Raw genomic sequence first — 24,906 nt, 5'->3', positions numbered from 1 at the left:
CATAAAAAAACTGTAATTATGAGATTCGCATACTCTGTTAAGCAAAAAATGAAAATCGCTATTCTATTGTTCTGCATTATGGCATGTACAATATTGATTAGGTTTTTGGAGGATAAGAGTGTGAAAAGTATGAATGAGTCATTTATTTCTTTATACAATGACAGACTAATACCTGCTACTGATCTTTTTTATATTGCTGAGTATGTAGATCAAAAACGTAGTTTAATAGAAGATATGCTTTATTCATCCTCAGAGAACACTTTTGATTTTGAAGGTTTAAGAAGAAACTTACACAAGATCAATACTTCAATAGATTCCCTTATCCATGCTTATGAAAAAACTTACCTGGTAAAACAGGAGAAGGAAAATATAGCTGAACTGAAAGCAAATTTACATGCCGTTAAGACCATTGAAAAACAAACAGTGGATATTGTTAAAAATCAGGGACTGCAGAAAGCAAGAAATGTACATGAACTGATGGGAAGAAAAGCTTCTGGTGATATCATAAAAGGACTATCGGAGCTCATGCGCATACAACGCATGGTTGGTGCTGAGCTTACAAAGGACACTGAATTTATGGTTTCCGGTAATAAGCTTTATTCTGCTTTTCAAACTGTGCTGGCCATTGTCATAGGGATTTTGATTGTAGGTATAGTTTTTACCTCTAATGTGGTTAATATCAGAAGTGATAAGTTCAATCTGAATTAATGGACTCTGTTTTTTGAGCTTGTATGTAAAATGTTACATTAAATTCATTATGTTTGAATATACATTAAATCTAGAAGGGTAAGTATAGGAATGGAAAGTAACGTTGTGAATGCGCTGGCAGAAGAACATTTGCTGCTTCAGGATGCTGCTTTGGGCAGCCGTAGTGCTTTTACGAGTTTGTATACCTTTTATCTTCCTAAATTATATAAGTACATTTTTCCATTTGTCAGGTGTTCTAAAGAAGATACAGAAGAAATTCTTCATGATATGTTTATGAAGATATGGGAGAAGAAAGAAGACTTGTCGACGATAAAATCTTTCAACAGTTATCTTTATACTATGGCACGAAACCGGCTGGTTAATATTCATGAGCACAGCAAGGTTAAGCAAAAAGCCATAGATTACATTCTTCATCATAGCGAAGTGACAGGAAATAATACCGATGATAACTTCATTTATTCTCAATATAGGGAAGTAATCCAGCGGGCCATAGATACACTGCCGCCGAAACGGAAACGTGTATTTGAGATGAGCGCTTATGAGGAACTTTCGCAGGACGAAATTGCGGTTATAATGAACATCTCTAAATCTATGGTTAAAAAGCAGTTATATACGGCTACCAGGTATGTAAAGGAATACCTTAAGGTGCATGCGGATCTTACAGCATTTATTGCACTTTGTTTTTCTATCGGGCTGTTGAAATAATTATATTTTTTTTATTTCCGGGGTATCTAATGTTAAGTTCTTCCTGTCTTACTATTAAATCGGTTTATCATCATGAATTTACAGGAAGTAAAAGAACTATTAGAACTCATTTCATCGGGAAACTTTACAAAGCAACAAGAGGATGCTTTTATGAAGTGGCTTGATGAAGCTGATAAACTTGAATACCTGACCGTTCTGAATTGGTGGGAGGAAATCCTGGAGAAAAGAAAAGATCATGGTGTAGCTGATTCTGGGCTGATTTCAAGAATTGAGGCCGGACTAAATCATATTGAAACACCTGTTGCCCCGTTTCAAATAAAAAAGCAGAACTCTGAGAAGAACAATCTCAGGATAATATTCGCTGTTGCTGCTTCCTTAATCATGATTTTATCTGCCGGATTGTTTTTTTATAACAATAACAGCAAGAAACCTTTAGCTAATCATATAAGCCGGATTTCAAATGATATTAAACCAGGTGGGAATAAGGCGACGCTGATACTTAGTGACGGATCGAAAATAGATCTTAATGACGTTAACGCCGGCGGAATTGTCGCAAATCAGGCCGGAATCAGAATTGTTAAGAACAAAGACGGGCAACTTGTTTACAATATTGTAAACAATGCGGAATCTGATGTTACGGGTTTATACAATACCATACAGACTCCTTTAGGGGGACAATACCAGGTAAATCTTCCTGATGGAACCAGCGTATGGCTGAATGCAGCATCTTCTTTGCGTTATCCTGTGAATTTTGGGGGCGACGAACGAAGGGTAGAACTGACGGGAGAAGGTTATTTTGAAGTTGCTAAGAATAAAGATAAGCCGTTTAGGGTACAGACAAGAAACCAAATTGTTGAAGTGTTGGGAACCCATTTCAATATCAATAGTTATGATGAAGAGGAATATACGAAAACCTCTTTGCTTGAAGGAAGTGTAAGAGTTCAATCAGTAATTAATAAAAGAACAGTTTTATTGATTCCCGGCCAGCAATCGCTGCTTAATGACTACACTTTAAATGTAAAGGAAATAGATGTAAACGAAGTTGCTGCCTGGAAAGATGGTTACTTCGTATTCAATAACGAAAGCGCAGAAGCTGTAATGCGTAAGATAGCGAGGTGGTATGACCTGGAAGTTGTTTATGAAAATAACATTAGTAATATAGATTTTGCCGGCTCAGTAGCCCGCTATAAAAATGTTTCTGAAATCATTAAAACACTGGAACTAACCGGTCTGGTACATTTTAAACTGGAAGGTCGGAAAATCACAGTAATTGCGAATTAATTATCCCTATGAAAACCATATAAAAAAACCAAATCAACTAACCTAAACCAAATGCATATGAAGAGATAACGACCCACCACACACTGGTTATCTGGATAAAAACCGGGAGGTGCTTGGAACCACCTCCGCGGTCTGTTTGTCTGGACCTAACCAAATGAATTTTCGAAGACCATTTATTATCAATCCAAACTAAACAAAAGTATGAATAAAAATATTCATTGCCGACCGGCTTATGAACATAGTCGGCTATATAATAAAAAACAGATCATCATGCGCATAAAATTGACCGTTGTGATAATGATTGCTGCATTTTTACAGGTAAGTGCCAGTGGTTTTGCTCAAAAGATCACGCTGTCTGAAAGAAATGCTTCTCTGGAACAGCTTTTTAGTAAAATCAAAAAACAAAGCGGTTATACTTTTTTGTATAGTCCGCAATTAATAAGAAAAACGAAGCCGGTTTCACTAACGGTGACTGACGAGCCTTTGGTCTCTGTACTGGAAAAATGTTTTGAAGGGCAGCCGCTGACGTTTGCCATCAATCAAAATACGATTGTAGTTAGAAAGAGAGAAGAGGAGTTTACTTTGGCAAATATCCAGTTTAAGTTATTTACAGGAAAAGTTGTTGATGCTAAAGGTCTGCCTATACCAGGGGTGACTGTCAAAGTAAAAAATAAAAATACAACCAAAATAACTGACGCAAACGGTGATTTTAGTATAGATGTCGAGGATGATGACGTACTCGTACTAAGTTATATCGGTTTTAAAAGAAAAGAAGTAGCGGTAAAAGGCCTTCAAACGTTAAGGATTACACTTGAAGAAGATGAGTCGCAACTGAAAGATGTTGTGGTTATCGGCTATGGTACTCAAAACAGAAGAGAAAACCCAAACTCGATCTCGACAGTAAAAGGTACTGAGCTTCAGAACAAACCAAGTGCTTCTATAGAAGGATTGCTTCAGGGATTGGTACCGGGATTGCTTGTGCAAAATAATTCTGGTATGCCAGGGGCAAGAAGTAACGTTCAGCTTAGGGGTATTGCAGCTTTTTCAAATTCAGCAAATTCAAACGTAGTAAGTACGCCATTGTTTATCATTGACGGGGTGCCTTTGGAACAGGATGCTTTTAATCCTTCAGATCCACGTCAGGCAATTACCAGTGTGCTGTCGGGATTTAGTCCGTTTGACATTGAGTCAGTAGACGTTCTGAAAGATGCCGCTTCAACTGCTATATATGGATCAAGAGGAGCGAATGGGGTTATCATTATTAACACAAAACGTGGTAAAGTTGGTAAGCCTATTGTAACCTTAAATTCACAATTTGGTTTAACTTACTACCCGGAGTTACGTAAAACCCTGGGTGGAAGAAATGAACGTAATTTCAAAATCGATTTGTACAATCAGTATAAAGAATCTAAAGTAGGTGGTGGTTTTACAGATATTCCAATAGAATTATCGGATAGTTTGAATAGCTTTTACAATAACTCTACCGACTGGCAGAAATTATACTTTAAGAATGCAAATTTAAAGAATATCAACCTTGGAATCAGCGGAGCCAATGAAAATTCAAGCTACAGATTAGGTGCTGATTATTACGATGAGAAAGGTATTGTATTGGGTTCAGGTTTCAGCAGATATGCGCTGACCTATTCAGGCGTATTTAATCCGACTTCTAAATTGACAGTTACAGGAAGAGCAAATTTAAGTCAGACAGATGCAAGTCAAAGAAGAGGGGATACCTTTAATGCGGCAGTTGTTGGAAATAACTTTTCTTCATCTTTCCGTCCGGGACCAAATAGTGGTTTCTTTGATGCCTTTCTTGATTCTTATAATAAGGGCGTAAATATTGATTTGACAAGAAGGGTGTTGGGACAGTTGGAAGCAAGTTATGATGTCTTCAAATTCCTGAATATTACATCAAGGGCATCTGCAAATTATGAATTTTACAGAACCCGTACTTTCTCGCCTTCAGCGACAATGAGTGACTTTAAATCTGCCGCTTCTTATTATGCTAAAGAGAATGTGAACTTATTGAGTGAAACATTTGTGAGGTTGCACCATACTTTCAATGATAAACACACATTTGATTTTGTAACCGGTAATACCATCAATACCAGTGAGAATAACAACATATTCGGAGGCGCATTTGGCGGTCCAAGTGATGCACAGCAGGTGATTCAGGGATATCCTCAATCTAACCTTACGTTGTCTACACATAATATAAGTTATGGCTTGGTTTCTTATTTTTCCAGGTTAACCTATAACTATGATAAGAAATATTTGCTGCAGGCAGTTGTCCGTGCAGATGCCTCATCAAAATTCGGTAAGAACAAACAGTGGGGTTATTTTCCTTCTTTATCAGCAGGATGGGTGTTTACCAAAGAGAATTTCTTTAGTAAGAGCGTTGGAGACTGGTTTACTTTTGGTAAGCTAAGGGCAAGTGTTGGTAAAGCGGGTGAGCAGTATCAGGATAATTATCTGGCTTTAGGTGCTTATAATACAGGAGGTACAGGCAACAATGCAACTTACAATGGTGTTCCGATACTTTATCCAAACTATGACGGTGGTAACGGTATTCCATTACCAGACCTTACATGGCAAACATCAAAAGAATATGGGGCTGGTTTGGATCTTGAATTCCTGAAGAGCCGTCTGAGTGCAACACTTGAATATTATAATAAAACAAAAGACGGGTTCCTGTTTCCTGATGCTGTAAATGGAACCAGTGGATATTCATTGCGTTACATCAATAGTGGCGCGGTGAGAAACACAGGTTTTGAAGCAGCAATCACAGCATACATTACTGCTCCTGAAAAGAATTTCCAGTACTCAGTGAAATTTATAGGTGGTACTAATAAAAACGTACTTACCAAACTGCCAGATTTTGGAAGAAGTATCACTCGCGGTGGTTACCTGGGAGGATCGCCTTATCTGCAAATCGGTCGTCCGTTAAATGGTTTCTACTTGCTTCATTATTTGGGAGTTTATCCTGATGAAGCTTCTGTTCCGGTTAATAAATACACTGGTAAAAAACTTTATCCAAACGGAAGTGGATTTACTTCACAGGATCCTTATCATGCAGGAGACATTAAACTGCAGGATGTAAACGGAGATGGTGTAATAGATATCAGAGGTGTAAGTGATAAAGTATATGGAGGAGACCCTAACCCTAAATTTACGGGAAGTTTGTCACACTCTTTCAGTTACAGACTTAAAAATGGTTCATCTCTTCAATTGGATTTGTTCTTTAACTATTCATTTGGAGCTAAAGTATATAACAAAGTGTTGGCCGATAGGTTGAAAGCGGTGAGCTGGACTGCAAGTGAAAACGTAAATTATCCTGGAGGACAGAGAAACTTACTTGATGTTTCTGATCTGGATGTCTGGACACCTACACATACCAATGCAACGTACCCGGTTTTAAATCCATGGAGATATTATGCGACTTCAAGCTATGATTTCATCGGTAACTACGATACAGGCACAGATTTGTTTTTAGAAAATGGAAGTTTTGTACGCTTAAATAATGTCAGTTTGGGATATGATTTCTCCCCGGCATTCCTTAAGAAATTGAATGTAAGGAGGCTGAGAGTTTATGGAGGTATGAATAATGTATTTATCATATCGAAATACTCTGGTGTCGATCCTGAGAACGTGGATTATTATGGGTATGACCAGGGTAACGGATATCCTATTCCAAACAAATTTAACTTAGGTTTTAACTTTGAATTTTAAGAGACATGAACAAAATAATTAATAGAAAATCTAAACTGATATACATTGCTTTAATGTCTTTTGCATTGTTGTTTTCATGCAAAAAGATCCTTAATCCGGATGTAATAGATTTGCCAACGGATGCTAATGCCATCACGTCTGCTGCGGATGTCGATAAGACCCTTGCTGCGGCATATAATTTTTTAAGAATAGTTGTCCCTGATAAGGTGTTTTTAATGGGTGATATGAGAGCCAATGTGTTTTCGAGTTACTCACAGAGTTCTAATACAAGAACAGAAACTCTTATCGCAACAAATACTTCTGCATCACTTTTAAATAATGGTGGCGGGGATTGGAACGGGTTTTACCGCGTCATTTCGCAGTGTAACCTTATCCTCGAAAAAATTCCTACTATTTCTATTTATGATGAAGTGGCGAGGAAAAAACATATTGGCGAAGCCAGCTTTCTGAGGGCTTTGAGTTATTTTTACCTGGCTCGTTTTTGGGGTGATGTTCCTATCAACTTAAAAAGTGTAGATTTTAGTAATATACCAAGATCTCCTCAGGTTGATGTATTTAAACAGATCAATTCAGATCTAGATGTTGCGATCGCAAACCTGCAGATTGTATATAGTTCTGCGGAAAAAGCAGTAAGGGCAACAAAGGGTGCAGCCTGGGCTATTAAGGCGCATGTTGCAGGTTGGAACCAGGATTATGCAAGCTGTGAAAAATTATGCGATAGCGTGATCACAAGAGGTCAGTACTCACTGGTAACTGATACGAATAACCTGGTTAGTATTTTCGTAGGTAAATCTACCGAGGGTATTTTCGAACTTAATTTTGATGCGAATCTTAGAGAAGTTCAGAAAAATAGGGTTTATAACAGGACATTGGGCAGACCATATTACACTGACCAGTCTGATGGTGGTGGTGGTACTGAGAATTTTTTACTGTCTCCGACCCGCGCGCAGCTTGAGCAATTATTCCCTGCGGGTACTAAAGACGCCAGGAGATTTAGCTGGTTTATAAAGGAGTACTACAAAAATTCAAAAGTTCCGAATGATCGTGTATATTTTGGAAAATACAGGACATTGCAATCAAAAGGAGATACTACATCTCAGAACATTAACGAATCTAATATCATCATTACCAGGTTGCCTGATATCATGTTGTTGCGTGCTGAAGCACTGGCAAGTCCGTCTGTTGGAAGAACTGCAGAAGCAATCACTTTGTTAAATACGGTTCGCGGCAGAGCCAAAGCATATGCTTATGCCGGAGGCGGTAATCTGCAGGATACAATACTATTGGAACGTAAGAAAGAACTAATTGGCGAAGGACAGTATTTCTTTGATTTAGTCAGGACAAGAAAGCTGAATAAAGATTCAAAAATTACGAGTACGGATTGGTATGAGAAAGGTGCATGGTTACTTCCGATAAATCAGACAATTATTGCAAAAAGCAATTTCGTAATTACCCAGAATGATTTCTGGAAATAACTGTTAAGGATTTAACTGATAAAAATATTAATATGAAAAGTACTTCATTTAAAACGATAACTCTTTTAACAGTTGCCATTACATTAATTGTGGCGGCATGTAAAAAGAAAGACTACTATATGGACGGCGGGCTTTCTCAGCAATCTGACGCAGAGAAGAACATGACTACGTATGATTTTTTGGCGAGCAGGCCGAATCATGTGTTTGATTCATTAGTAAAGGTTATAGATCTGGCTAATGCAAAAGATCTGGTGAACCAAGCTAACATCACATTCTTTGCTTCACCGAATGATGCTATCATGAGGTTCCAGCGCCGGTTTACCCCGTCTGACAGGCAAGCTCCCAGGCCACTGGCTAAAATAGGAGTAGATACACTTAGAATGCTGCTGAAGCGATTTATTATTCCTGGCAACAGAGTTACGTTGGAGCAGGCTGTTGTTGATAAGCTTAAATACTATAAAGATAACAATGGCGATAGTCTAAATGTTTATGGTAGAGGTGGTGGTATCAATGCAGGAAGCTCTATTCAGACATCTGCTTACTATATGGATTATGAACACCGTAAGATTAAAAATGTAGATTCTATAAATTATACTTCGTCTATTCAAACTCACAATTTAATTACTTCAAATGCAAGGGTTCATGTGCTGAACAGAAATGGAAATTTTAGTGCGGGATTGAAACTGAAGTATTTCAGGGTAAGTGATAATTAATAACTTTTAATCTATAAGATGATGAAAACAATCATAAAAAAAATTACTCCTTTCATGATGCTGTCAGCTCTTTTGATCGTTTCATGTAAAAAAGATAATAAAGAAGGATTTTTAAGTCCGGCAATAAAGTATCCGAATACAAGTATCAACGCTGCAGTGGGTGCAAGTCTGATACAGTCAGGGGCAATGACTACAGACGAGTCGACAAAACCTCTTGAATTCAGTATAGATGCTATCCGCTATGCTGATGGTACATTAGCAACGAAGGTGATGGACTATAAAGTAGAGACTTATTTTTGGAATGCAGAATATACCAGTAAGGAGAAAACGAATCAGGAGCTTGATGTCAAGCGTGTTAAAGTAACCCGTCCGGCTATTGATATCAATCCTGAGAATGGAAATATCCTCATTTACCCTGAATCTACCGACAGTCTGCAGTTGACAAAGGGCAAGTACATTATTGATGTAAAGGTTAAAAATAAAGCGGAAGAGCGGATTATCAAAGCTGCATTAACCATTAATGTCACTTATTCCCCTCCATATTTTTACAGATTTTCAGGAGTTGATGGTAAAGTAAGCAGCATTGACGTTTCTTTCAAAAGACTGGAAAATACAGGTAACAGGATCACTGTGCGTACCTTCAATAAAGATGGGGTTGCCATTAATCCAAAAGAACTGCTTGGATATGATTACGGTACCGCTGCAGCTCCTGATTTAAAGGACTGGCATAACCTTGGTCTGAGTAATCCGACGAAATATACTGAGTTTCCAGACAGGCTTGAACTTGAAATAGCTGGATTCCCCCTTCCATTTGTTGCAGGTCAGGTTTTAACGATAGATATGTACAATAACGGAAGTGTGAATGGATCTTATTTTAACTATTGGTTTACTATGGCCATTTTGAAGGAAGGTGTTTGGGAAGTTACCATTAAGCTAAATTACTAGCCCTCAATTAATACTTAAATATCCCCTTATGCCCATCGATGGATTTCGGTGGGCATTCTTAATTTATATTGCAGCCGGAAGAATTGAAATTATAAAGGTTGTTCCTTTATTTTCTTCACTTTCGACCGTTAAGTTGCCAAGATGTTGTTCTATAATATCTTTTGAAATGTGGAGACCAAGGCCCATTGACTTTTCGCCGTTGAGACCTGTTCTTCCTGCTTTTGAAAATTGATCAAATAATAAGAACTTTAAGCTCTCTGGAATGCCTATTCCAAAATCAGATATACGGATTTCAACTTTTCCTTGCTTTGTATGTGCTTCAATATTTACAGGAGTGTTTGATGGCGAAAATTTGATTGCATTTCCGATTAAATTATCTATTACCCTTGTGAATTTTGAAGGATTGATGTTTACGGATATCGAGTTTTGATCGGTATTGAGATTGATTATTCTTGTTCTGTCTGTATTTGTCAGCCATGTATTTTGAATACCTTTTAGAAATCCGATCAATTCGACTTCCTGAACTTTTAGTGCTGCTTTTTTTTCCTGAACTACTTCGATAAGGTCATTAATAATGTGTTTTGCGTGCTGGGCGGAATTCAATATCAGTTGTACCTCTGTCGTGTCAGGATGACCTTCTTCGGTGAGAATAAGCGTGCTGAGTGCTTCAATATTGTTGAGCGGATTTCTAAGGTCATGTGCAACAAAACCAAGTATTTCACCTTTTTGATGATTTAGGTTTTGTATTTCTTCATTTCTTTCTTCAAGCTCTTTTAATTGTATGAAATGTTGTGATTTAAAATAATAACCATATCGGGAGCAGGTAAACAATACGAAGGCAAGTATTCCGGACGTGGAAATATTTAAAAATATCTGTTGGGTATTCAGACTTGTAAAACTTATTGTTATTGCGAATAAAAATACTATAAACAGGGCTGTAATGGTAATGTAGATAAGTTCCAATGCAAAAAATATACTTATCATTACGATTCCAATCAGTACAACGGAAAGGTTGTTTTTGGTATTATGTGTCGAAAAAATATAGCTAACACTATAACATACGCTTAATAAAAACAAGGTAAAAAGAAGGATGAGTGCATTCTTTTTAAAAGCACTTAGTTTAGGATTTTTTAGTGCCAGACTGGATAACATTAGAAATAGAAACGAACCGCTGATCTGTATAATGTTACTCAGACTGTATTCTGCATATCTGGGTATTGTGATAATATCTTCGTAAAAAAAGAAAGAAGCGAGTCTAATTGCTGATGCAATGCACAATAGAACTGTACTTAAAACCTTAATATGCCTGATATTTATGTAGCTATAGGTTTCTTTAAAGTCAACAGAATACTTATCTGGTGTTTTGTATTTATAGAGATGGAACAATTTGCGTTTTTAAACGTAAAATTAAATAAAGGAAATGAACTTCTATATTAATATCTTATTTTTGTTGAAAGTACTATTTATGATCCCAATTCTAGCCATCAAGTTTAATGACGCTTTTTTATTTAAGTTTTTAAAATTTGGTGTAGTTGGTTTTTCAGGACTTATCGTGGATTTTAGCATAACCTGGATATGCAAGGAGAAGCTTAAAATTCACAAATACATTTCGAGTTCATTAGGCTTTGTTGTTGCAACCGGTACAAATTATACCCTCAATCGCTACTGGACTTTTAATAATCATAATCCTGCAACAATTATCCAGTTTGGGAAATTTTTTGTGATTTCACTTGTCGGGCTTGCATTGAGTAATATTTTGATTTATTTGTTGAACGATAAGTTGAAATGGAACTTCTATTTTGCGAAGGCTTGCGCCATTGTAATTGTATCCTTGTGGAACTTCTTTGCTAACTACCTGTATACTTTCACGGGATAATCCTATTTTTAACGCATAAAACTCTATTTCATGTTGCAAACAAAGAGAAGTTCGGAACAACTGCTATTATTTTTTTTAGTGTTCTGGGCGATAATTAATATTATACAAGCTGCTTTCGTTGAATTACATGCTGATGAGGCTTATTATTGGATGTATTCCCGCTTTTTGGACTGGGGATATTTTGATCATCCTCCAATGGTAGCTGTGTTTATAAAATTGGGAGATACTTTGTTCCACAATTCCTTGGGTCTTAGATTAATTACTATTATCACGAGTACGCTTTCTGTTTATCTATTATGGAAGACTGTCAGCAGATACACACAAAATTTTAAACTTTTTGCTTTATTATTTAGCGCAGTCGTTTTGTTTCATGTATACGGCTTCATCACTACGCCCGATTCACCACTGTTCTTTTTCACTGTATTGTTTTTTTATGTTTACCAGCGGTATGCTGAAGAAGATAAAGTAAAATGGGCATTGTTGCTCGCTTTGATAATAGCTTGTCTTCTTTACAGCAAATACCACGGTATATTGGTGCTCTTTTTCACCATTCTGTCCAATTTTAAATTATTAAGGAGACCTTCTTTCTGGCTGATTGTGGTGGTTTCAATTGTTGCATTTTTACCACATATTATATGGCAGATTGACAATAATTATCCATCCTTTTATTATCATGTAATAGACAGGAATGCCGATTTTTATAAATTTAAATTTACATCTGAATACGTACTGGCACAACTCGCACTTGCGGGTCCGTTGGTAGGATGGTTTCTTTATAAATCTGCAGTACAACTTAAATCTTCTGATGCCTTCATTAAAGCTATTAAATTTAATTTTTACGGAATATTTGTCTTTTTTCTGTTCAGTACCTTTAAAGGAAGAGTAGAAGCACATTGGACTTTGCCAGCGATGCTTTGCTTATTTATTCTAGCTTATATAGAAATAGGACGTAAACCTGTTCCCAGGTGGTTTAATTATCTCGCAATTGTAAATATTGTGCTCATTATTGCCGTAAGGCTAATCCTTGTTTTTCCTATTGATGCATTGATGAAAGTCAAAGTTGTTGCATATTATTTCGGCACTAAGCAATGGGCAGCTCAGATTAAGGAGAAGGCAGGAACATTCCCGGTTATATTTACCGATTCATTTCAGGTTCCGTCCCGATATAATTATTATACTTACAGTACTAAGGGATTTGGGTATGACAGCAGGTACTACAGAAAAAATCAGTATGATATCTGGCCTTTGGAAGATAGCATAAGAAACAGAAAAGCATATTATGTATTGTCTCAGAGTCATGGAGATCATGTCAAGCAAGACACTATTGCTACGGATAAAGGAATGTTCTATGGTGTCTGGATTAATAAAGTGAGAACGTATCAAAAAATTGCGATAAATCTTTCAGAGGTTCCGGAGGCTTGGAAAAGAGGTGAAACAAAGAAGGTAACCTTAGAAATTACCAATCCGTATCATGAGCCAGTCTCTCTTGGTAATGCAGGCGAAGAATGGAAGTGTTTTCTGGAATATGGCTTTAAAAAGGACGGAAACTTTGTTTATTTTAAGACATTTACAGCAGATGTTTCTCAGCTTATCATTGCGCCCAATGCTACAGTACGCGTAGGTGGCATGATGAAGATCCCGGAAGAACCAGGAAAGTATAAACTGATTTTCTCCCTTAGAACTGAACCTTTTTCAGGTGGGCGGAACAGCGGTATGATTACTGCGGATGTAAAATAACTCTAGCTGATCCCTACTTAAATAATTTAACATATTTTAACACTAAACTATGCCGCTGGCATTTGCGAGAAAATTAACGTTTGTCTAATTTTCGCAAATAAAAATTAGGTCCAAAAATGGAAGAAACAAACATGACTGAGCGTTCATCATACGGAACTGATATCCGTGCTTTGAATGAAATGATACAGAAGGAGAGTGCGTTTATAGATCTCCTTTTTATTGAAATGGATAAAGTGATTGTAGGCCAGCGTTATATGGTAGAGCGTTTGCTGATAGGTCTATTGGCAGATGGGCATATTTTGCTGGAAGGCGTGCCCGGACTTGCAAAAACACTTGCTATTAACACACTTGCAAAAACAATAGATGCAGGATTTAGCCGGATCCAGTTTACGCCCGACTTATTACCTGCTGATTTATTGGGAACTATGATCTACAACCAGAAAAAAGAGGAATTTGTAGTAAGAAAGGGCCCTTTGTTCTCTAATTTTATTCTTGCCGACGAGATTAATCGTGCACCCGCAAAAGTACAAAGTGCTTTGCTGGAGGCAATGCAGGAACGTCAGGTGACGATCGGAGACAGTACTTTTCCGCTCCCTAAACCCTTCCTGGTATTGGCAACACAGAATCCAATAGAACAAGAGGGTACTTATCCACTTCCAGAAGCGCAGGTAGACCGTTTTATGCTGAAAGTGGTACTTGGCTATCCCAAAAAAGAGGAAGAAAAAAGAATTATGCGGGCGAATATAGCGCCAGAGGGAATGGCTAAACCAAATGCAATACTTCATCCGGACGATATCATAAGGGCTAGAAAAGTAGTGAGAGAGGTCTATATGGATGAAAAAATAGAGCAATATATTATTGATATCGTTTTTGCAACACGTTTTCCTGATCAATATAAACTAGCTGATTATAAAAATCTGATCAGTTTTGGTGCATCTCCTAGAGCAAGTATCAATATTGCCCTGGCTTCGAAAGCTTATGCCTTTATTAAGAGAAGAGGTTATGTAATTCCGGAGGATGTACGGGCGGTTTGTCATGATGTGTTGCGCCATAGAATAGGCCTTACTTATGAAGCTGAAGCCGAAGATATCACCACTGAAACTATCATTACGGGGATATTAAATGCTGTTGAAGTACCTTAATATTAATTCTTTTTAGAATTTTCTATATGGCCAGTATAATTTCATTCAGATATTAAATATGGATACTAAAGATCTCTTAAAAAAAGTAAGAAAGATTGAAATTAAGACGCGTGGGTTGAGCAATCAGATTTTTTCCGGAGAATATCATTCTGCTTTTAAAGGCAGGGGTATGGCTTTTAGTGAGGTTCGTGAATACCAGATGGGTGACGAGATCCGTACGATTGACTGGAATGTGACCGCCCGTTTCAATCACCCTTATGTAAAGGTATTTGATGAAGAAAGAGAGATGACTGTAATGCTGTTGGTTGACGTAAGCGGATCGAAAAGCTTTGGAACTCAAACCCAGCAAAAGCAAGATCTGGTGACTGAACTGTGCGCAGTTCTTGCTTTCTCAGCAATACAAAATAATGATAAGGTAGGTGTTCTGTTTTTTAGTGATCAGGTAGAGAAGTTTATACCGCCTAAAAAGGGCAGAGGGCATATATTGATGATCATCAGGGAACTGATTAATTTTAAACCAGAACATAAGGGTACTAATATAGCTCAGGCATTACAGTACTTTAATAGTGCTATAAAAAAGAGATCCACAGCTTTTTTAATCTCCGATTTCATGAGTGATACTTTTGAGAATGAACTTAAGATAGCCAATCGAAAACATGATCTGGTAGCATTGAGAATATTTGATATCCATGAAGAAGAATTTCCTAATCTGGGGCTGATTCCTGTGCAGGATGAGGAAACAGGCCAAATTGAATGGATCAATACTGCCGATGAAAAAATACGTCATGCTTTTAAAACAGCTGCTTTGGAAAGAAATGGCCGATTGGATAATCTTTTCAAAAAATCTGGAGTGGACTTTACAAAAATAGGGACGCATCAATCGTATGTGAAACCATTGATGACATTATTTAAAAAACGGGAAGCCAGAAGGTAGGAACATGAAACAATATTTTAATTTTTGCTGGTGTTTACTTTTGTGTTTAACCTGCTTTATTGGTCAGGGATATGCACAACAAGTTACGGTAGAAGCGAAACTCGATAAAAGCACCATTGCTTTGGGTGATCAGACAGTATTGCGTTTAATAGCAAGATTGCCAGTTGCCGAACAGCTTAGCTTTCCAGCTCTTACAGATACCATCTCTTCAAAAATACAGATTGTTGAGATTGGTAAAACGGATACGCTTAAGGATGCATCTAATCCTGCCGTTCATACGATAAGCAGGTCTTATGTAATTACTTCATTTGATGCAGGTATCCAGATAATCCCTTCATTTGCATTTACAACTAAAAGTGCAAGCTTCAATACGATCTCGATACCTCTGGAAGTGAAGGGGGTAAAGGTTGATACAACCAAAGCTATATTTGATATTAAGCAGCCTATAGCTGTATCTTATACTTTTATGGACTGGTTAAGGGATAACTGGCATTGGGTGGTGTTTGCTGCTGTTTGTTTGTTTATGCTTGGAGGAATCCTATACTATTTCAAGAAAATGCAAAAGGTTAAGCCGGTACTGGCAGTACCCGAAAAACCTGCTGTACCGCCACATCTTATTGCGATAGAAAAATTGAAGGAACTTAGAAATAAGAAATTATGGCAACAGGATGCTGTTAAGCAGTATCACAGTGAACTCAGTGATGTTATTCGTGAATATCTGGAAAAAAGATATGGGATCAACGCGCTTGAGCAGACTTCAGATGAAATCCTATCAGGATTGAAATTTACGGAAATTAAAGAGGAGGATAGAAATATGCTCCGACAGGTATTGTTGCTGGCCGATTTGGTGAAATTTGCGAAGGCCACTCCATTAAATACAGAGAATGAATTGAGTATGGACAATGCAATTAGGTTTGTTACGCATACAAGTGTGTTGAGTCCGATAGCTGAAAATAAAACTGATCAACGAAATGAAACTGTTTAGCGGAATCGAATTTGCCAATCCTGGATTCTTTTGGTTATTGATCATTATCCCTTTAGTGGTTGGATGGTACTTCTGGCGGAATGGAAGACTTCAGGGTACTCTTAAAATGTCTTCTGTACAAGGTTTTTTAAAAGCTAAAAGAAGCAAATTAAGCCATCTAAGACATTATAGTATTGTATTTAGATCACTTGCGTTGGTTGCCCTGATTTTTGCACTGGCGAGACCCCAGTCTGCCTTGAGCTGGCAAGATTCAACAACAGAGGGGATTGATATTGTGATTGCTACAGATATTTCAGGAAGTATGCTTGCGGAAGATTTGAAGCCAAATCGTTTAGAGGCAGGTAAAAATATTGCCATAGATTTTATAAAAGACAGACCAAATGACCGTATTGGGCTGGTAGTTTTTAGCGGAGAAAGCTTTACTCAATGTCCCCTTACTATAGACCATGATGTACTTATTAACTTGTTCAAGGACATTAATAATGGAATGATAGATGATGGTACGGCAATAGGAATGGGATTAGCAACTGCTGTAAATCGATTAAAGGAAAGCGAAGCCAAAAGCAAAGTAATTATATTACTTACTGACGGTTCAAATACAACAGGTTCCATACCTCCAGTTACCGCTGCTGAAATTGCAAAGCAAATGAATGTAAGGGTGTATACGGTTGGTGTTGGAACAAGAGGGTATGCTCCATATCCGGTAAAGACGCCTTTTGGTATCCAATATCAGAAAGTTCCCGTTACTATCGACGAGGGCGTATTGAGTAATATTGCAAAGATCACCGGAGGAAAATATTTCAGAGCTACAAATAACGAAAAATTAAAAGCGATTTACCAGCAGATCGACCAGTTGGAAAAAGCAAAAATTGCGGTAACTCAGTATCATAAAAAAACAGAACGGTTCTTGCCATTTGCGATATTGGCACTGGTGTTTTTACTATTGGAGTTTACATTAAGAAATACATTTTTTAAAGGAGCACTAACTTAATCATATGTTACGTTTTGCATATACGGAATTTTTATGGGGCCTTGCCGGAGTTCCTTTATTACTGATCATTTTTTTGATGATCAGAAGATGGAAGAAAAAAGCATTGGACTCTTTGGGCGATAGAGAAACAGTGAGGAAAATGATTCCGGAGGTTTCTTTCAGCAGACCAGTCCTGAAGTTTACGTTATTTTTAATTGCCTATAGCGCACTGATTGTGGGTCTTGCCGATCCGCAGATCGGGACAAAAATAGAAGAGGGAAAGAAAAGCGGGTCTGACCTGATGATCTTGCTGGATGTATCAAATAGTATGATGGCAGGTGATCTCGCTCCGAGCCGATTGGAAAATGCGAAACGGGCAATCTCGCAATTGATTGACAACTTGCACAACGATCGCATTGGTATCATTATTTTCGCAGGTGAGGCCTATGTACAATTGCCAATTACTACAGATTATTCTGCAGCCAAACTATTCCTCAATAACATCAACACCAGTATAGTACCAACACAGGGTACGGCTATAGGAGCTGCAATAGATATGGGAATGAAGTCATTTGATTTTGTGAATGGTACCAGTAAAGCGATGATCCTCATGACGGACGGTGAAAATCACGAAGATGATGCTTTAGCCGCTACAAAAAATGCAATAGCTAAAGACGTTTCAGTACATGTAATAGGTCTCGGACTGCCGGAGGGGGCACCCATTCCGATTTATAAAAATGGCAGTCCTGTTGGATTTCATACCGATGAAAACGGGAAGACTGTACTGAGTAAACTGAATGAAGAAATGTGTAAGGAAATTGCGACCGCAGGGAATGGAGTTTATGTGAGAGCAACCAATGCAAATAGCGGATTGAACATTGTTAGGGATCAGATAGATAAAATGCAGAAGAAAACATATGACAGTAAAGTGTTTAAGAACTATGAAGACAGATTTCAATTTTTTCTCGGACTTGCATTTTTATTGTTAGTGCTGGAGTTCTTTATTTCCAGCAGGAAAAACCTGAAATTAAGTGAAGTGAACTTGTTTGAAGTGAAAAAATGATGAAGCGAATAATAGTTATCATTTGCATTATGCTACAGGGATTTGTGCTTTTTGCACAAAAGGAGAAAAAGTATGTTCATAATGGCAATAAGTTATATGAGCAGCAAAAATTTGCTGAAGCAGAAAAAAGTTACAGACAATCTGTAGAACATTCAAAACAATCTGTTGAAGGTAATTTCAATTTAGGAGATGCATTGTACAAACAAAAGAAGTTTGATACTGCCATTCAGAAATTTACAGAAATTGCTGGTTCTTCAAACGATAGAGCAGTGAAAGCAAAGGCATATCATAATTTGGGGAATTCTCTTTTGGAATCCAAGAAGCTTGAAGAAAGTATTGATGCGTATAAAAAATCGCTGATTAATAACCCTAAGGACGATCAAACCAGGTATAACCTGGCTTATGCACAGGAAAAACTGAAACAACAGCAGGATCAGCAAAAAAAGAACGACAAGAATAAAGACAAGAATAAAAAAGATCAGGATAAGAAGGATCAAAATAAAGATCAACAGGACAAGGATAAGCAAGATAAGGATAAGCAGGATAAAGATAAAAAAGACCAGGATCAGAAGGACAAGGATCAAAAAGATAAAAATAAAGATGATCAGCAAAATGGTCAGAAGCCACAACCTGATAAACTATCTAAGGACGACGCAGAGCGTATGCTTGAGGCCCTGAATAATGAAGAGAAAAATACGCAGGACAAGCTTAAAAATAAAAAAGCTAAAGGTGTAAAAGGTCGCATCATTAAAGATTGGTAAGTAAAAAGTATTTGTTATTTTGGACAAAATGAAACATTATATATTAACGTTTTTATTGCTGTGGAGCAATCTTTTGCTGGCCAATGATCCCATTAAAATTACAGCAACAGTCAGTAGAAATCCAGTGGGTACGGGAGAACAATTTGAGGTTAGTTTCACAGTAAATGGTAACATAGAAAAATTTAGTCCGCCTGATTTTAGGGGTTTTCAAGTTTTAGGTGGACCAAATCAGTCGTCGAGTGTAACTTCCATTAATGGGAATACTTCTATGAGTATGTCCTTGAGCTATGTACTTGTTGCAGAAAGAACAGGAGACTACACCATAGGACCTGCAATAATTCAGGCGAATGGTAAGCAGTTAAGATCTAACTCGATCAGGATGAAGGTTGTGAAGGGGGCTTCTCTGCCCCAACAAGGTCAATCAGGAACATCCGGACAACCAGATCCTCAGGTTTCTCAAGCCGCAGCCAACGTAGATATATCCAAGAGATTGTTCATCAGGGCCGTGACCAATAAGTCAAATGTTTATCAGGGTGAGCAGCTTGCAGTAACGTATAAATTGTATACAAACATTGAACTCGTAGATAATGCATTAGATAAGCTTCCTGATTTTAATGGTTTCTGGAGCCAGGAGATTAAAAATAATAACCCAAATGTCCAATGGGAAACGGAAATTCTTAACGGTACTAAATATAGTGTTGCCACATTAAAACAGATCATTTTATTTCCTGAGCGCTCAGGAAAACTTACGTTGGATCCTTTGGGGATGACTTTTCTGGTCCGTGTACCCGTTCCATCGAATGATCCGTTTGAAATGATGTTTGGCGGATCTTACAAAGATTTAAAACGAAAAATAAAAAGCCAGCCTGTAACTATAAACGTAAAACCTTTGCCGGAAGCAGGTAAACCTGAGGGCTTTCAGGGAGCGGTAGGTAATTACTCAATGGAGGCTGCTGTAGATAGATCAGAACTTAAAGCTAATGAATCTCTGAACTATACGATCAAAATTTCAGGATCAGGAAACTTGAAACTATTGAAAGCCCCCGAACTTACACTGGCGGCTGATATTGAGAAATATGATCCTAAAGTAAATGATAAAATTACAGAAACCATTAGCGGTGTTTCAGGAAATAGAGATTTTACTTATTTGTTAATCCCGAGACATGAAGGAAACTATGCTGTAGCACCATTTAAATTTTCTTATTTTAATCCTGCTACGCAACGATATGTTACCTTAAATTCTAAAGGATTTAATCTTAAGGTAGCAAAAGGTGCGCCTGGATCAAATGTTACTGCTTATTCAGGCGGGCAGCAGGATGTTAAACTTCTGGCTAAGGATATCCGATATATAAAGACTGACGCCCCCAAACTGATCAGATCTGGCGAGGGATTTAATGGCTCCCCTTTATATTATGTCCTGCTTGGTGCCGGTCCGGTATTATTTCTATTTGCATTGGGATATCGCAAATGGTATCGTGAAAATAACAGCGATTATATAGCTGTAAAAAGCCGGAATGCAAATAAAATCGCTAATAAACATTTGGCTAACGCTAATAAACAATTGCAGTCGGGAGATAAGAAATTATTCTATGAAGCTATTTATAAAGGTTTGTATGGGTATTTAAGTGATAAGCTGAATATTGAGGCTGCTGATCTGAACAAGGAAAATATTACCTCTCAGTTGAAAGTCAAGGGGGTAAAAGATGAGTTTATAAACCAATTGTCTGAGACCATAGATTTGTGTGAAATGGCAAGATATGCCCCGGTTTCGGGTATTTCAGAAAAAGAAGTGTTTGATAAAGCTAAAACCATTATTAATGAGATCGAAACAAATGCATAAACATAATATCTGTTTACTACTGTTAGTACTTGGATTCCCTTTGTTTTCAATGGGAAATAATAAAGCTGAGGACTTTTTTTTAAAAGGCAATAAGGAATATGCAAAGGCTGACTATGAAGGGGCGCTAAAAACTTATCAGCAACTGCTTGATGATGGTTATGAATCTGCAGAGGTTTATTTTAATATAGGCAATTCAAATTATAAATTGGGTAATATGCCCTCAGCAATATTAAACTATGAAAAGGCACATAAACTAAATCCAGGAGATGAGGATATTGAGCTTAATCTGCAGTTGGCAAACCTAAAGATCACAGATAAAATTGAGCCAGTTCCTGAATTTTTTCTTGCGACCTGGTGGAGAAGTATTGTGCTATTTTTCTCAGTATCCTTGTGGTCTATACTTGGTATTGTAACTATTACGTTAGGGTTTCTGTTGTTGATTGTTTATTTATTTGCTCTGGCGCTTCCCATAAAGAAATCTGCATTCTATACAGGAATTTGCCTGATTTTTATCGGAGTACTCAGCATTATAATGTCTGAAATACAACAGGCTTATTTTAGCCGCCATCAGGAAGCTATTGTTTTTGCAGGAACGGTGAATGTTAAAAGTGGTCCGGATGCATCGCAAAAGACCTTATTTGTCATTCATGAGGGAACTAAAGTCAGTATTAAAAATAAGAATCAAAATTGGATTGAAGTCGAGCTTCCCAATGGCAACACCGGATGGATCACTTTATCTGATGTAAAAGAAATTTAGCGAACTTTTCAGTTCGCTTTTGGTTCCGCTTTTCCATTGTGACAAGTGACACATGACACTGCTAAAAGAGCTTTTCCTTCCTTTGTTTTTTCATCGTGGAAGTACTTCTTGTTAATTTTTGCTGTCATGCGCATCATGTTTCTGGCAATTTCTTTTTCCTTTTTCTCATCGCTGGCAAAGTCCATTTTTTTAGGATCCTCTTTTTGAGGTGAATGGCAAAAATTACATCTGACCCCAAGCGCTGAATTAAAGCCCCGCATTAATTTTTCGAGCTCTTCATGGCTAATGTTTTTTGGCAGAACCTTTAGGTTTTTCGCTTTTTGTTCCTGTTGCTTCGGCATAAATGCGCTTAGCATTCCTACGGTGATCATCAGGAATGATAAAGTAAGTGTTTTTTTATATCGCATGGGTCGTGTGTTTGATAAAACAAGATAAAAAATCGTAACGATAAAAAAGCAATGTTTACTGTATTAAAATTGTTTTATAACATATAAAATACCCAAGGTAGTTATGCAATATGGTACCACTCATTATTTCTTTATCATCTTTTATTTTTTAATTTCCCAAGCCTGTTTCATCGCCCCCAGGAAAGTTTCAGGAGGTTGTGCACCGGATACGGCGACTTTCTGATCAAATACAAAAAATGGAACACCTCTTACACCTATATTTTGAGCAGTTTGCTCATCATAGCGTACTTCATCTGTAAAATCAGCGCTTTTTAGCATCGTTTCAATAGTTAATTGATCCATTCCGATGGAAGTGCCAATTTCTATCAGGGTGGTATGATTACTTATGTCTTTTCCTTTTGTAAAATAGGCATCAAATAAGCACTCTTCTATCTGATCACCCAAGCCTTCCGTCTTCGCTAGTTGTATGAGCCTATGGGCATCGAAGGAATTGACAACAACAGAAATGTCAAGATGGAAATCCAGCCCGACTTCTGCGGCTGTTTGGGTTACATTCTGATGCATTTCTTCTGCCCATTCCCGCGATCTTCCGTATCTGTTGGCCAGGTAATCTACTGCATTGGCCCCAACGATTGTTTCAGCATTCGGATCCAATTCAAAGCTGTGCCATTCAATTTCAACCTGATCTTTATGTTCAAATTGTTGTAATGCAGCTTCAAATTTTCTTTTTCCTATATAACAAAACGGACAGCGTACGTCCGACCAGATGTCTACTTTCATGTTGGCAAATGTAGATGCTTAGCTTTTATAAGTACCGGTATTTATAGGATTATGATTTTGGGGTGATGTTTTGGTTCTTTATCAATGATTAATAAATGTTTATTTTTTCCTATTTTACATCATGAGTTTTTTAACTGCTGAATGGAGAAAATTAGCTATAGCTAATTATGCAATTGATAAAGAGTTACTGACACCTTATTTACCTGCCGGGACTGAACTGGATTTGTGGAATGATACCTGTTATGTGAGTCTGATCGGTTTCTTATTTAAAAACACCAAACTGCTTGGTTTTAGTATTCCCTTTCATGCAAACTTTGAAGAGGTAAACCTTAGGTTTTATGTTAAATATAATGACAATGGAGTTTGGAAAAGGGGAGTTGTTTTTATCAAGGAAATTGTTCCAAAATTTGCCTTGTCTGTGGTAGCAAATACAATTTACAATGAAAATTATGAAGCAATGCCGATGTCTCATAGCTTAAAAGAATTGGATGAAGAACGCGAAGTGATCTACAAGTGGAGGTATAAAAATCAGTGGCAGAGTTTTGCAGTCAAAGCACACAGAGCTTTATCGGAAATCCTTCCTGGTAGTGAAGCTGAATTTATAACCGAACATTATTGGGGGTATGCAAGGTATAGTGATGTCAAAACCAATGAGTATGAGGTAAAACATCCGAAATGGGCACAATATAAGGTAACTGGTTTTGAGATCAATGTCGATTTTGGATTGGTTTACGGGACTTCGTTTGCATTTTTAAACGAGCAGCAACCATCTTCATTAATGCTTGCGGAAGGTTCTGAAGTTTCGGTTGAGAAGAAGAGAACCATTATTTAGAAAAGAATAGAACAAGATTAACTGATCTTTTTACCCGTCATTTTAAAGATGATGAACATTACAATTCCTGAAAGGGCAATCAGGATCATGTAGCTATAGTTTAGGTGATATTGATCTTTGGCTGGTATGAAGAGTATGATGCCATAACTTAAAAAAGACACAATTACATAATTAATGCCCCCTGTAAGTCCGCTTGCAATTCCAGCATTTTTAGGGAATCTGCTCAGACAAAAAGTAAAAAAGCTATTGAAGGTATAGCCTGAACAGGCGTGGATCATAAATGCAAAGAAAATCATAGAATATAAGGTGGCTGCGAAGCCTGTGTATATAAACATGATGATACCAAAGAATAGCTGTATGCTCAAGTTGATGATCAGCTTTTTATTGAAGGGCTTGTTTATAGTTGACTTGCCAATGAAACCACCAAGCATTACTGCCGCACCTAATATTAGCGAGCTATATCCAGCCACTATCGGACTAAGTCCCAATTGGTGTTCTATGATAAAAGGGCCTGCCATATTGTAAATCATGACCATAGAGTACGATAACCCCAGCATTACAATCCCAAGTGTAAAGCTCGCCGTGCTAATCATTTCCTGATAGACGGTACTGATGATTTTCAGGTTAAAAGGCATCCGTTGTTTTATCGTTTCTCCGCTAAACATGAATTCCAATATAAATATGATGATCGCAAAACCTGCCAGGAAATAAAAATTAGCCTGCCATCCAAAATAATTTTGGAGATAACCTCCTGCGAAAGGAGCAATGATCGGAGCGGTAGCCCATATAATTGAAAACATGCTGAGGTAATGTTTTAATTTATCCCCGGAAAATACGTCTACAAAAAAGGCCCTTTTAGACACGACAATAGCACCTACAGTAATGCCATGGATAATTCGCATGGCATATATAAGATATATGCTCGAGGTGTTTGCGATAATTATACTGGCTAAAGCGAAGATAATAAGGCTGATCAGATTGATCTTATATCTGCCAAAACTATCCAGCAAGCTTCCAACGAATAACTGTGCTATACCATAGCTGATCAGGAATAAACTGAGTGTCATCTGTACCTGTATGTCACTTACCTGAAGATCAGCAGCCATACTGGGAAGAGAGGGTATATAAACATCTGTTGCAAAACCCGAGAGCGGAATCAGTGTAAATGCCAATACTGTAGAGATGCCCTGATGTTGCTGTTTTAATGTTTTTTCGCGATTCAAGTTGATGTTGTTTTGAGCGTTCAAAGTTAGTTTTTACAAATCC

22 protein-coding genes are annotated in these 24,906 nt (G+C 37.4%); 18 read left to right on the top strand and 4 right to left on the bottom strand.

Translation table 11 applies throughout. The features are described from left to right. The first annotated feature begins 18 nt into the window (after positions 1–18). From R2Q78_RS06360 to R2Q78_RS06330, 7 genes are all read left to right on the top strand, one after another. Positions 19–708 (top strand): MCP four helix bundle domain-containing protein, encoded by a 690-nt coding sequence (locus R2Q78_RS06360; RefSeq protein WP_316789968.1) that lies wholly within the window; start codon positions 19–21, stop codon positions 706–708. Between the two features lie 90 nt (positions 709–798). Continuing rightward, positions 799–1,413 (top strand): RNA polymerase sigma-70 factor, encoded by a 615-nt coding sequence (locus tag R2Q78_RS06355; protein ID WP_316789966.1) that lies wholly within the window; start codon positions 799–801, stop codon positions 1,411–1,413. A gap of 72 nt (positions 1,414–1,485) precedes the next feature. Further along, the gene (locus R2Q78_RS06350) at positions 1,486–2,694 is read left to right on the top strand and encodes a FecR family protein (RefSeq protein ID WP_316789963.1); all 1,209 of its coding nucleotides are present in this window, start codon (positions 1,486–1,488) and stop codon (positions 2,692–2,694) included. 201 nt (positions 2,695–2,895) lie between these two features. Further along, positions 2,896–6,423, top strand: a complete 3,528-nt coding sequence (locus tag R2Q78_RS06345) for a SusC/RagA family TonB-linked outer membrane protein (protein ID WP_316789962.1) — start codon at positions 2,896–2,898, stop codon at positions 6,421–6,423. Positions 6,424–6,428: 5 nt separating this feature from the next. Continuing rightward, positions 6,429–7,898, top strand: coding sequence for a RagB/SusD family nutrient uptake outer membrane protein (locus R2Q78_RS06340; RefSeq protein WP_316789960.1), 1,470 nt, complete (start codon positions 6,429–6,431; stop codon positions 7,896–7,898). A 32-nt stretch (positions 7,899–7,930) separates the two neighbouring features. Continuing rightward, positions 7,931–8,611: a hypothetical protein gene (locus R2Q78_RS06335; RefSeq protein WP_316789958.1), complete on the top strand. Its 681-nt coding sequence runs from the start codon at positions 7,931–7,933 to the stop codon at positions 8,609–8,611. 18 nt (positions 8,612–8,629) lie between these two features. Next, positions 8,630–9,556, top strand: coding sequence for a DUF5007 domain-containing protein (locus tag R2Q78_RS06330; protein WP_316789956.1), 927 nt, complete (start codon positions 8,630–8,632; stop codon positions 9,554–9,556). A gap of 63 nt (positions 9,557–9,619) precedes the next feature. On the opposite strand, the gene R2Q78_RS06325 is transcribed toward R2Q78_RS06330, so the two are convergent. Continuing rightward, positions 9,620–10,942: a HAMP domain-containing sensor histidine kinase gene (locus R2Q78_RS06325; RefSeq protein ID WP_316789954.1), complete on the bottom strand. Its 1,323-nt coding sequence runs from the start codon at positions 10,940–10,942 to the stop codon at positions 9,620–9,622. A gap of 34 nt (positions 10,943–10,976) precedes the next feature. On the opposite strand from R2Q78_RS06325, the gene R2Q78_RS06320 reads away from it, so the two are divergent. The 10 genes from R2Q78_RS06320 (at position 10,977) to R2Q78_RS06275 (ending at position 21,621) form a co-directional block, all read left to right on the top strand. Further along, positions 10,977–11,432 (top strand): GtrA family protein, encoded by a 456-nt coding sequence (locus R2Q78_RS06320; RefSeq protein WP_316789952.1) that lies wholly within the window; start codon positions 10,977–10,979, stop codon positions 11,430–11,432. A 30-nt stretch (positions 11,433–11,462) separates the two neighbouring features. Beyond that, a complete protein-coding gene (locus tag R2Q78_RS06315) occupies positions 11,463–13,169 on the top strand; it encodes an ArnT family glycosyltransferase (protein WP_316789950.1) in 1,707 nt (568 codons plus the stop codon). 179 nt (positions 13,170–13,348) lie between these two features. Beyond that, entirely contained in the window at positions 13,349–14,311 is a 963-nt protein-coding gene (locus R2Q78_RS06310; RefSeq protein WP_410478479.1) for an AAA family ATPase, read from the top strand. A 58-nt stretch (positions 14,312–14,369) separates the two neighbouring features. Continuing rightward, positions 14,370–15,245: a DUF58 domain-containing protein gene (locus R2Q78_RS06305; protein WP_316789946.1), complete on the top strand. Its 876-nt coding sequence runs from the start codon at positions 14,370–14,372 to the stop codon at positions 15,243–15,245. A gap of 4 nt (positions 15,246–15,249) precedes the next feature. Then, complete coding sequence (locus R2Q78_RS06300) at positions 15,250–16,230, top strand: hypothetical protein (RefSeq protein WP_316789945.1); 981 nt, start codon at positions 15,250–15,252, stop codon at positions 16,228–16,230. Next, entirely contained in the window at positions 16,217–17,221 is a 1,005-nt protein-coding gene (locus R2Q78_RS06295; protein ID WP_316789944.1) for a VWA domain-containing protein, read from the top strand. Before R2Q78_RS06300 ends, R2Q78_RS06295 begins: the two co-directional genes overlap by 14 nt. A 4-nt stretch (positions 17,222–17,225) precedes the next feature. Next, the gene (locus R2Q78_RS06290; protein ID WP_316789942.1) at positions 17,226–18,263 is read left to right on the top strand and encodes a VWA domain-containing protein; all 1,038 of its coding nucleotides are present in this window, start codon (positions 17,226–17,228) and stop codon (positions 18,261–18,263) included. Beyond that, on the top strand, positions 18,260–19,024 hold the full coding sequence (locus R2Q78_RS06285; protein WP_316789940.1) for a tetratricopeptide repeat protein: 765 nt from the start codon (positions 18,260–18,262) through the stop codon (positions 19,022–19,024). Before R2Q78_RS06290 ends, R2Q78_RS06285 begins: the two co-directional genes overlap by 4 nt. A gap of 28 nt (positions 19,025–19,052) precedes the next feature. After that, positions 19,053–20,864, top strand: a complete 1,812-nt coding sequence (locus R2Q78_RS06280) for a BatD family protein (RefSeq protein ID WP_316789939.1) — start codon at positions 19,053–19,055, stop codon at positions 20,862–20,864. Further along, positions 20,842–21,621 (top strand): tetratricopeptide repeat protein, encoded by a 780-nt coding sequence (locus tag R2Q78_RS06275; protein ID WP_316789938.1) that lies wholly within the window; start codon positions 20,842–20,844, stop codon positions 21,619–21,621. The genes R2Q78_RS06280 and R2Q78_RS06275 overlap by 23 nt, the downstream gene beginning before the upstream one ends. A gap of 8 nt (positions 21,622–21,629) precedes the next feature. Here the strand turns inward: R2Q78_RS06275 and R2Q78_RS06270 are convergent, their stop codons facing one another. Then, positions 21,630–21,992 (bottom strand): c-type cytochrome, encoded by a 363-nt coding sequence (locus R2Q78_RS06270; RefSeq protein WP_316789937.1) that lies wholly within the window; start codon positions 21,990–21,992, stop codon positions 21,630–21,632. Between the two features lie 177 nt (positions 21,993–22,169). Further along, the gene (locus R2Q78_RS06265; protein WP_316789936.1) at positions 22,170–22,808 is read right to left on the bottom strand and encodes a DsbA family oxidoreductase; all 639 of its coding nucleotides are present in this window, start codon (positions 22,806–22,808) and stop codon (positions 22,170–22,172) included. Positions 22,809–22,929: 121 nt separating this feature from the next. Between R2Q78_RS06265 and R2Q78_RS06260 the strand changes: the two genes are divergently transcribed. Next, the gene (locus R2Q78_RS06260; RefSeq protein ID WP_316789935.1) at positions 22,930–23,640 is read left to right on the top strand and encodes a DUF2071 domain-containing protein; all 711 of its coding nucleotides are present in this window, start codon (positions 22,930–22,932) and stop codon (positions 23,638–23,640) included. A gap of 17 nt (positions 23,641–23,657) precedes the next feature. Here the strand turns inward: R2Q78_RS06260 and R2Q78_RS06255 are convergent, their stop codons facing one another. Beyond that, on the bottom strand, positions 23,658–24,863 hold the full coding sequence (locus R2Q78_RS06255; protein ID WP_316789932.1) for an MFS transporter: 1,206 nt from the start codon (positions 24,861–24,863) through the stop codon (positions 23,658–23,660). Positions 24,864–24,906: the final 43 nt, after the last annotated feature.

This window comes from Pedobacter frigoris (genome assembly GCF_032678645.1).
Classification (GTDB): domain Bacteria; phylum Bacteroidota; class Bacteroidia; order Sphingobacteriales; family Sphingobacteriaceae; genus Pedobacter; species Pedobacter frigoris_A.
The sequence above is the reverse complement of the archived record's forward strand: the minus strand, read 5'-3'. Positions and strand labels throughout refer to the sequence as shown.

Excerpts from the sequence above, each read along its gene's own strand:
- R2Q78_RS06360 (WP_316789968.1), top strand. The coding sequence starts at position 19 with ATGAGATTCGCATACTCTGTTAAGCAAAAAATGAAAATCGCTATTCTA.
- R2Q78_RS06355 (WP_316789966.1), top strand. The coding sequence starts at position 799 with ATGGAAAGTAACGTTGTGAATGCGCTGGCAGAAGAACATTTGCTGCTT.
- R2Q78_RS06350 (WP_316789963.1), top strand. The coding sequence starts at position 1,486 with ATGAATTTACAGGAAGTAAAAGAACTATTAGAACTCATTTCATCGGGA.
- R2Q78_RS06345 (WP_316789962.1), top strand. The coding sequence starts at position 2,896 with ATGAATAAAAATATTCATTGCCGACCGGCTTATGAACATAGTCGGCTA.
- R2Q78_RS06340 (WP_316789960.1), top strand. The coding sequence starts at position 6,429 with ATGAACAAAATAATTAATAGAAAATCTAAACTGATATACATTGCTTTA.
- R2Q78_RS06335 (WP_316789958.1), top strand. The coding sequence starts at position 7,931 with ATGAAAAGTACTTCATTTAAAACGATAACTCTTTTAACAGTTGCCATT.
- R2Q78_RS06330 (WP_316789956.1), top strand. The coding sequence starts at position 8,630 with ATGATGAAAACAATCATAAAAAAAATTACTCCTTTCATGATGCTGTCA.
- R2Q78_RS06320 (WP_316789952.1), top strand. The coding sequence starts at position 10,977 with ATGAACTTCTATATTAATATCTTATTTTTGTTGAAAGTACTATTTATG.
- R2Q78_RS06315 (WP_316789950.1), top strand. The coding sequence starts at position 11,463 with ATGTTGCAAACAAAGAGAAGTTCGGAACAACTGCTATTATTTTTTTTA.
- R2Q78_RS06310 (WP_410478479.1), top strand. The coding sequence starts at position 13,349 with ATGATACAGAAGGAGAGTGCGTTTATAGATCTCCTTTTTATTGAAATG.
- R2Q78_RS06305 (WP_316789946.1), top strand. The coding sequence starts at position 14,370 with ATGGATACTAAAGATCTCTTAAAAAAAGTAAGAAAGATTGAAATTAAG.
- R2Q78_RS06300 (WP_316789945.1), top strand. The coding sequence starts at position 15,250 with ATGAAACAATATTTTAATTTTTGCTGGTGTTTACTTTTGTGTTTAACC.
- R2Q78_RS06295 (WP_316789944.1), top strand. The coding sequence starts at position 16,217 with ATGAAACTGTTTAGCGGAATCGAATTTGCCAATCCTGGATTCTTTTGG.
- R2Q78_RS06290 (WP_316789942.1), top strand. The coding sequence starts at position 17,226 with ATGTTACGTTTTGCATATACGGAATTTTTATGGGGCCTTGCCGGAGTT.
- R2Q78_RS06285 (WP_316789940.1), top strand. The coding sequence starts at position 18,260 with ATGATGAAGCGAATAATAGTTATCATTTGCATTATGCTACAGGGATTT.
- R2Q78_RS06280 (WP_316789939.1), top strand. The coding sequence starts at position 19,053 with ATGAAACATTATATATTAACGTTTTTATTGCTGTGGAGCAATCTTTTG.
- R2Q78_RS06275 (WP_316789938.1), top strand. The coding sequence starts at position 20,842 with ATGAGATCGAAACAAATGCATAAACATAATATCTGTTTACTACTGTTA.
- R2Q78_RS06270 (WP_316789937.1), bottom strand. The coding sequence starts at position 21,992 with ATGATCACCGTAGGAATGCTAAGCGCATTTATGCCGAAGCAACAGGAA.
- R2Q78_RS06265 (WP_316789936.1), bottom strand. The coding sequence starts at position 22,808 with ATGAAAGTAGACATCTGGTCGGACGTACGCTGTCCGTTTTGTTATATA.
- R2Q78_RS06260 (WP_316789935.1), top strand. The coding sequence starts at position 22,930 with ATGAGTTTTTTAACTGCTGAATGGAGAAAATTAGCTATAGCTAATTAT.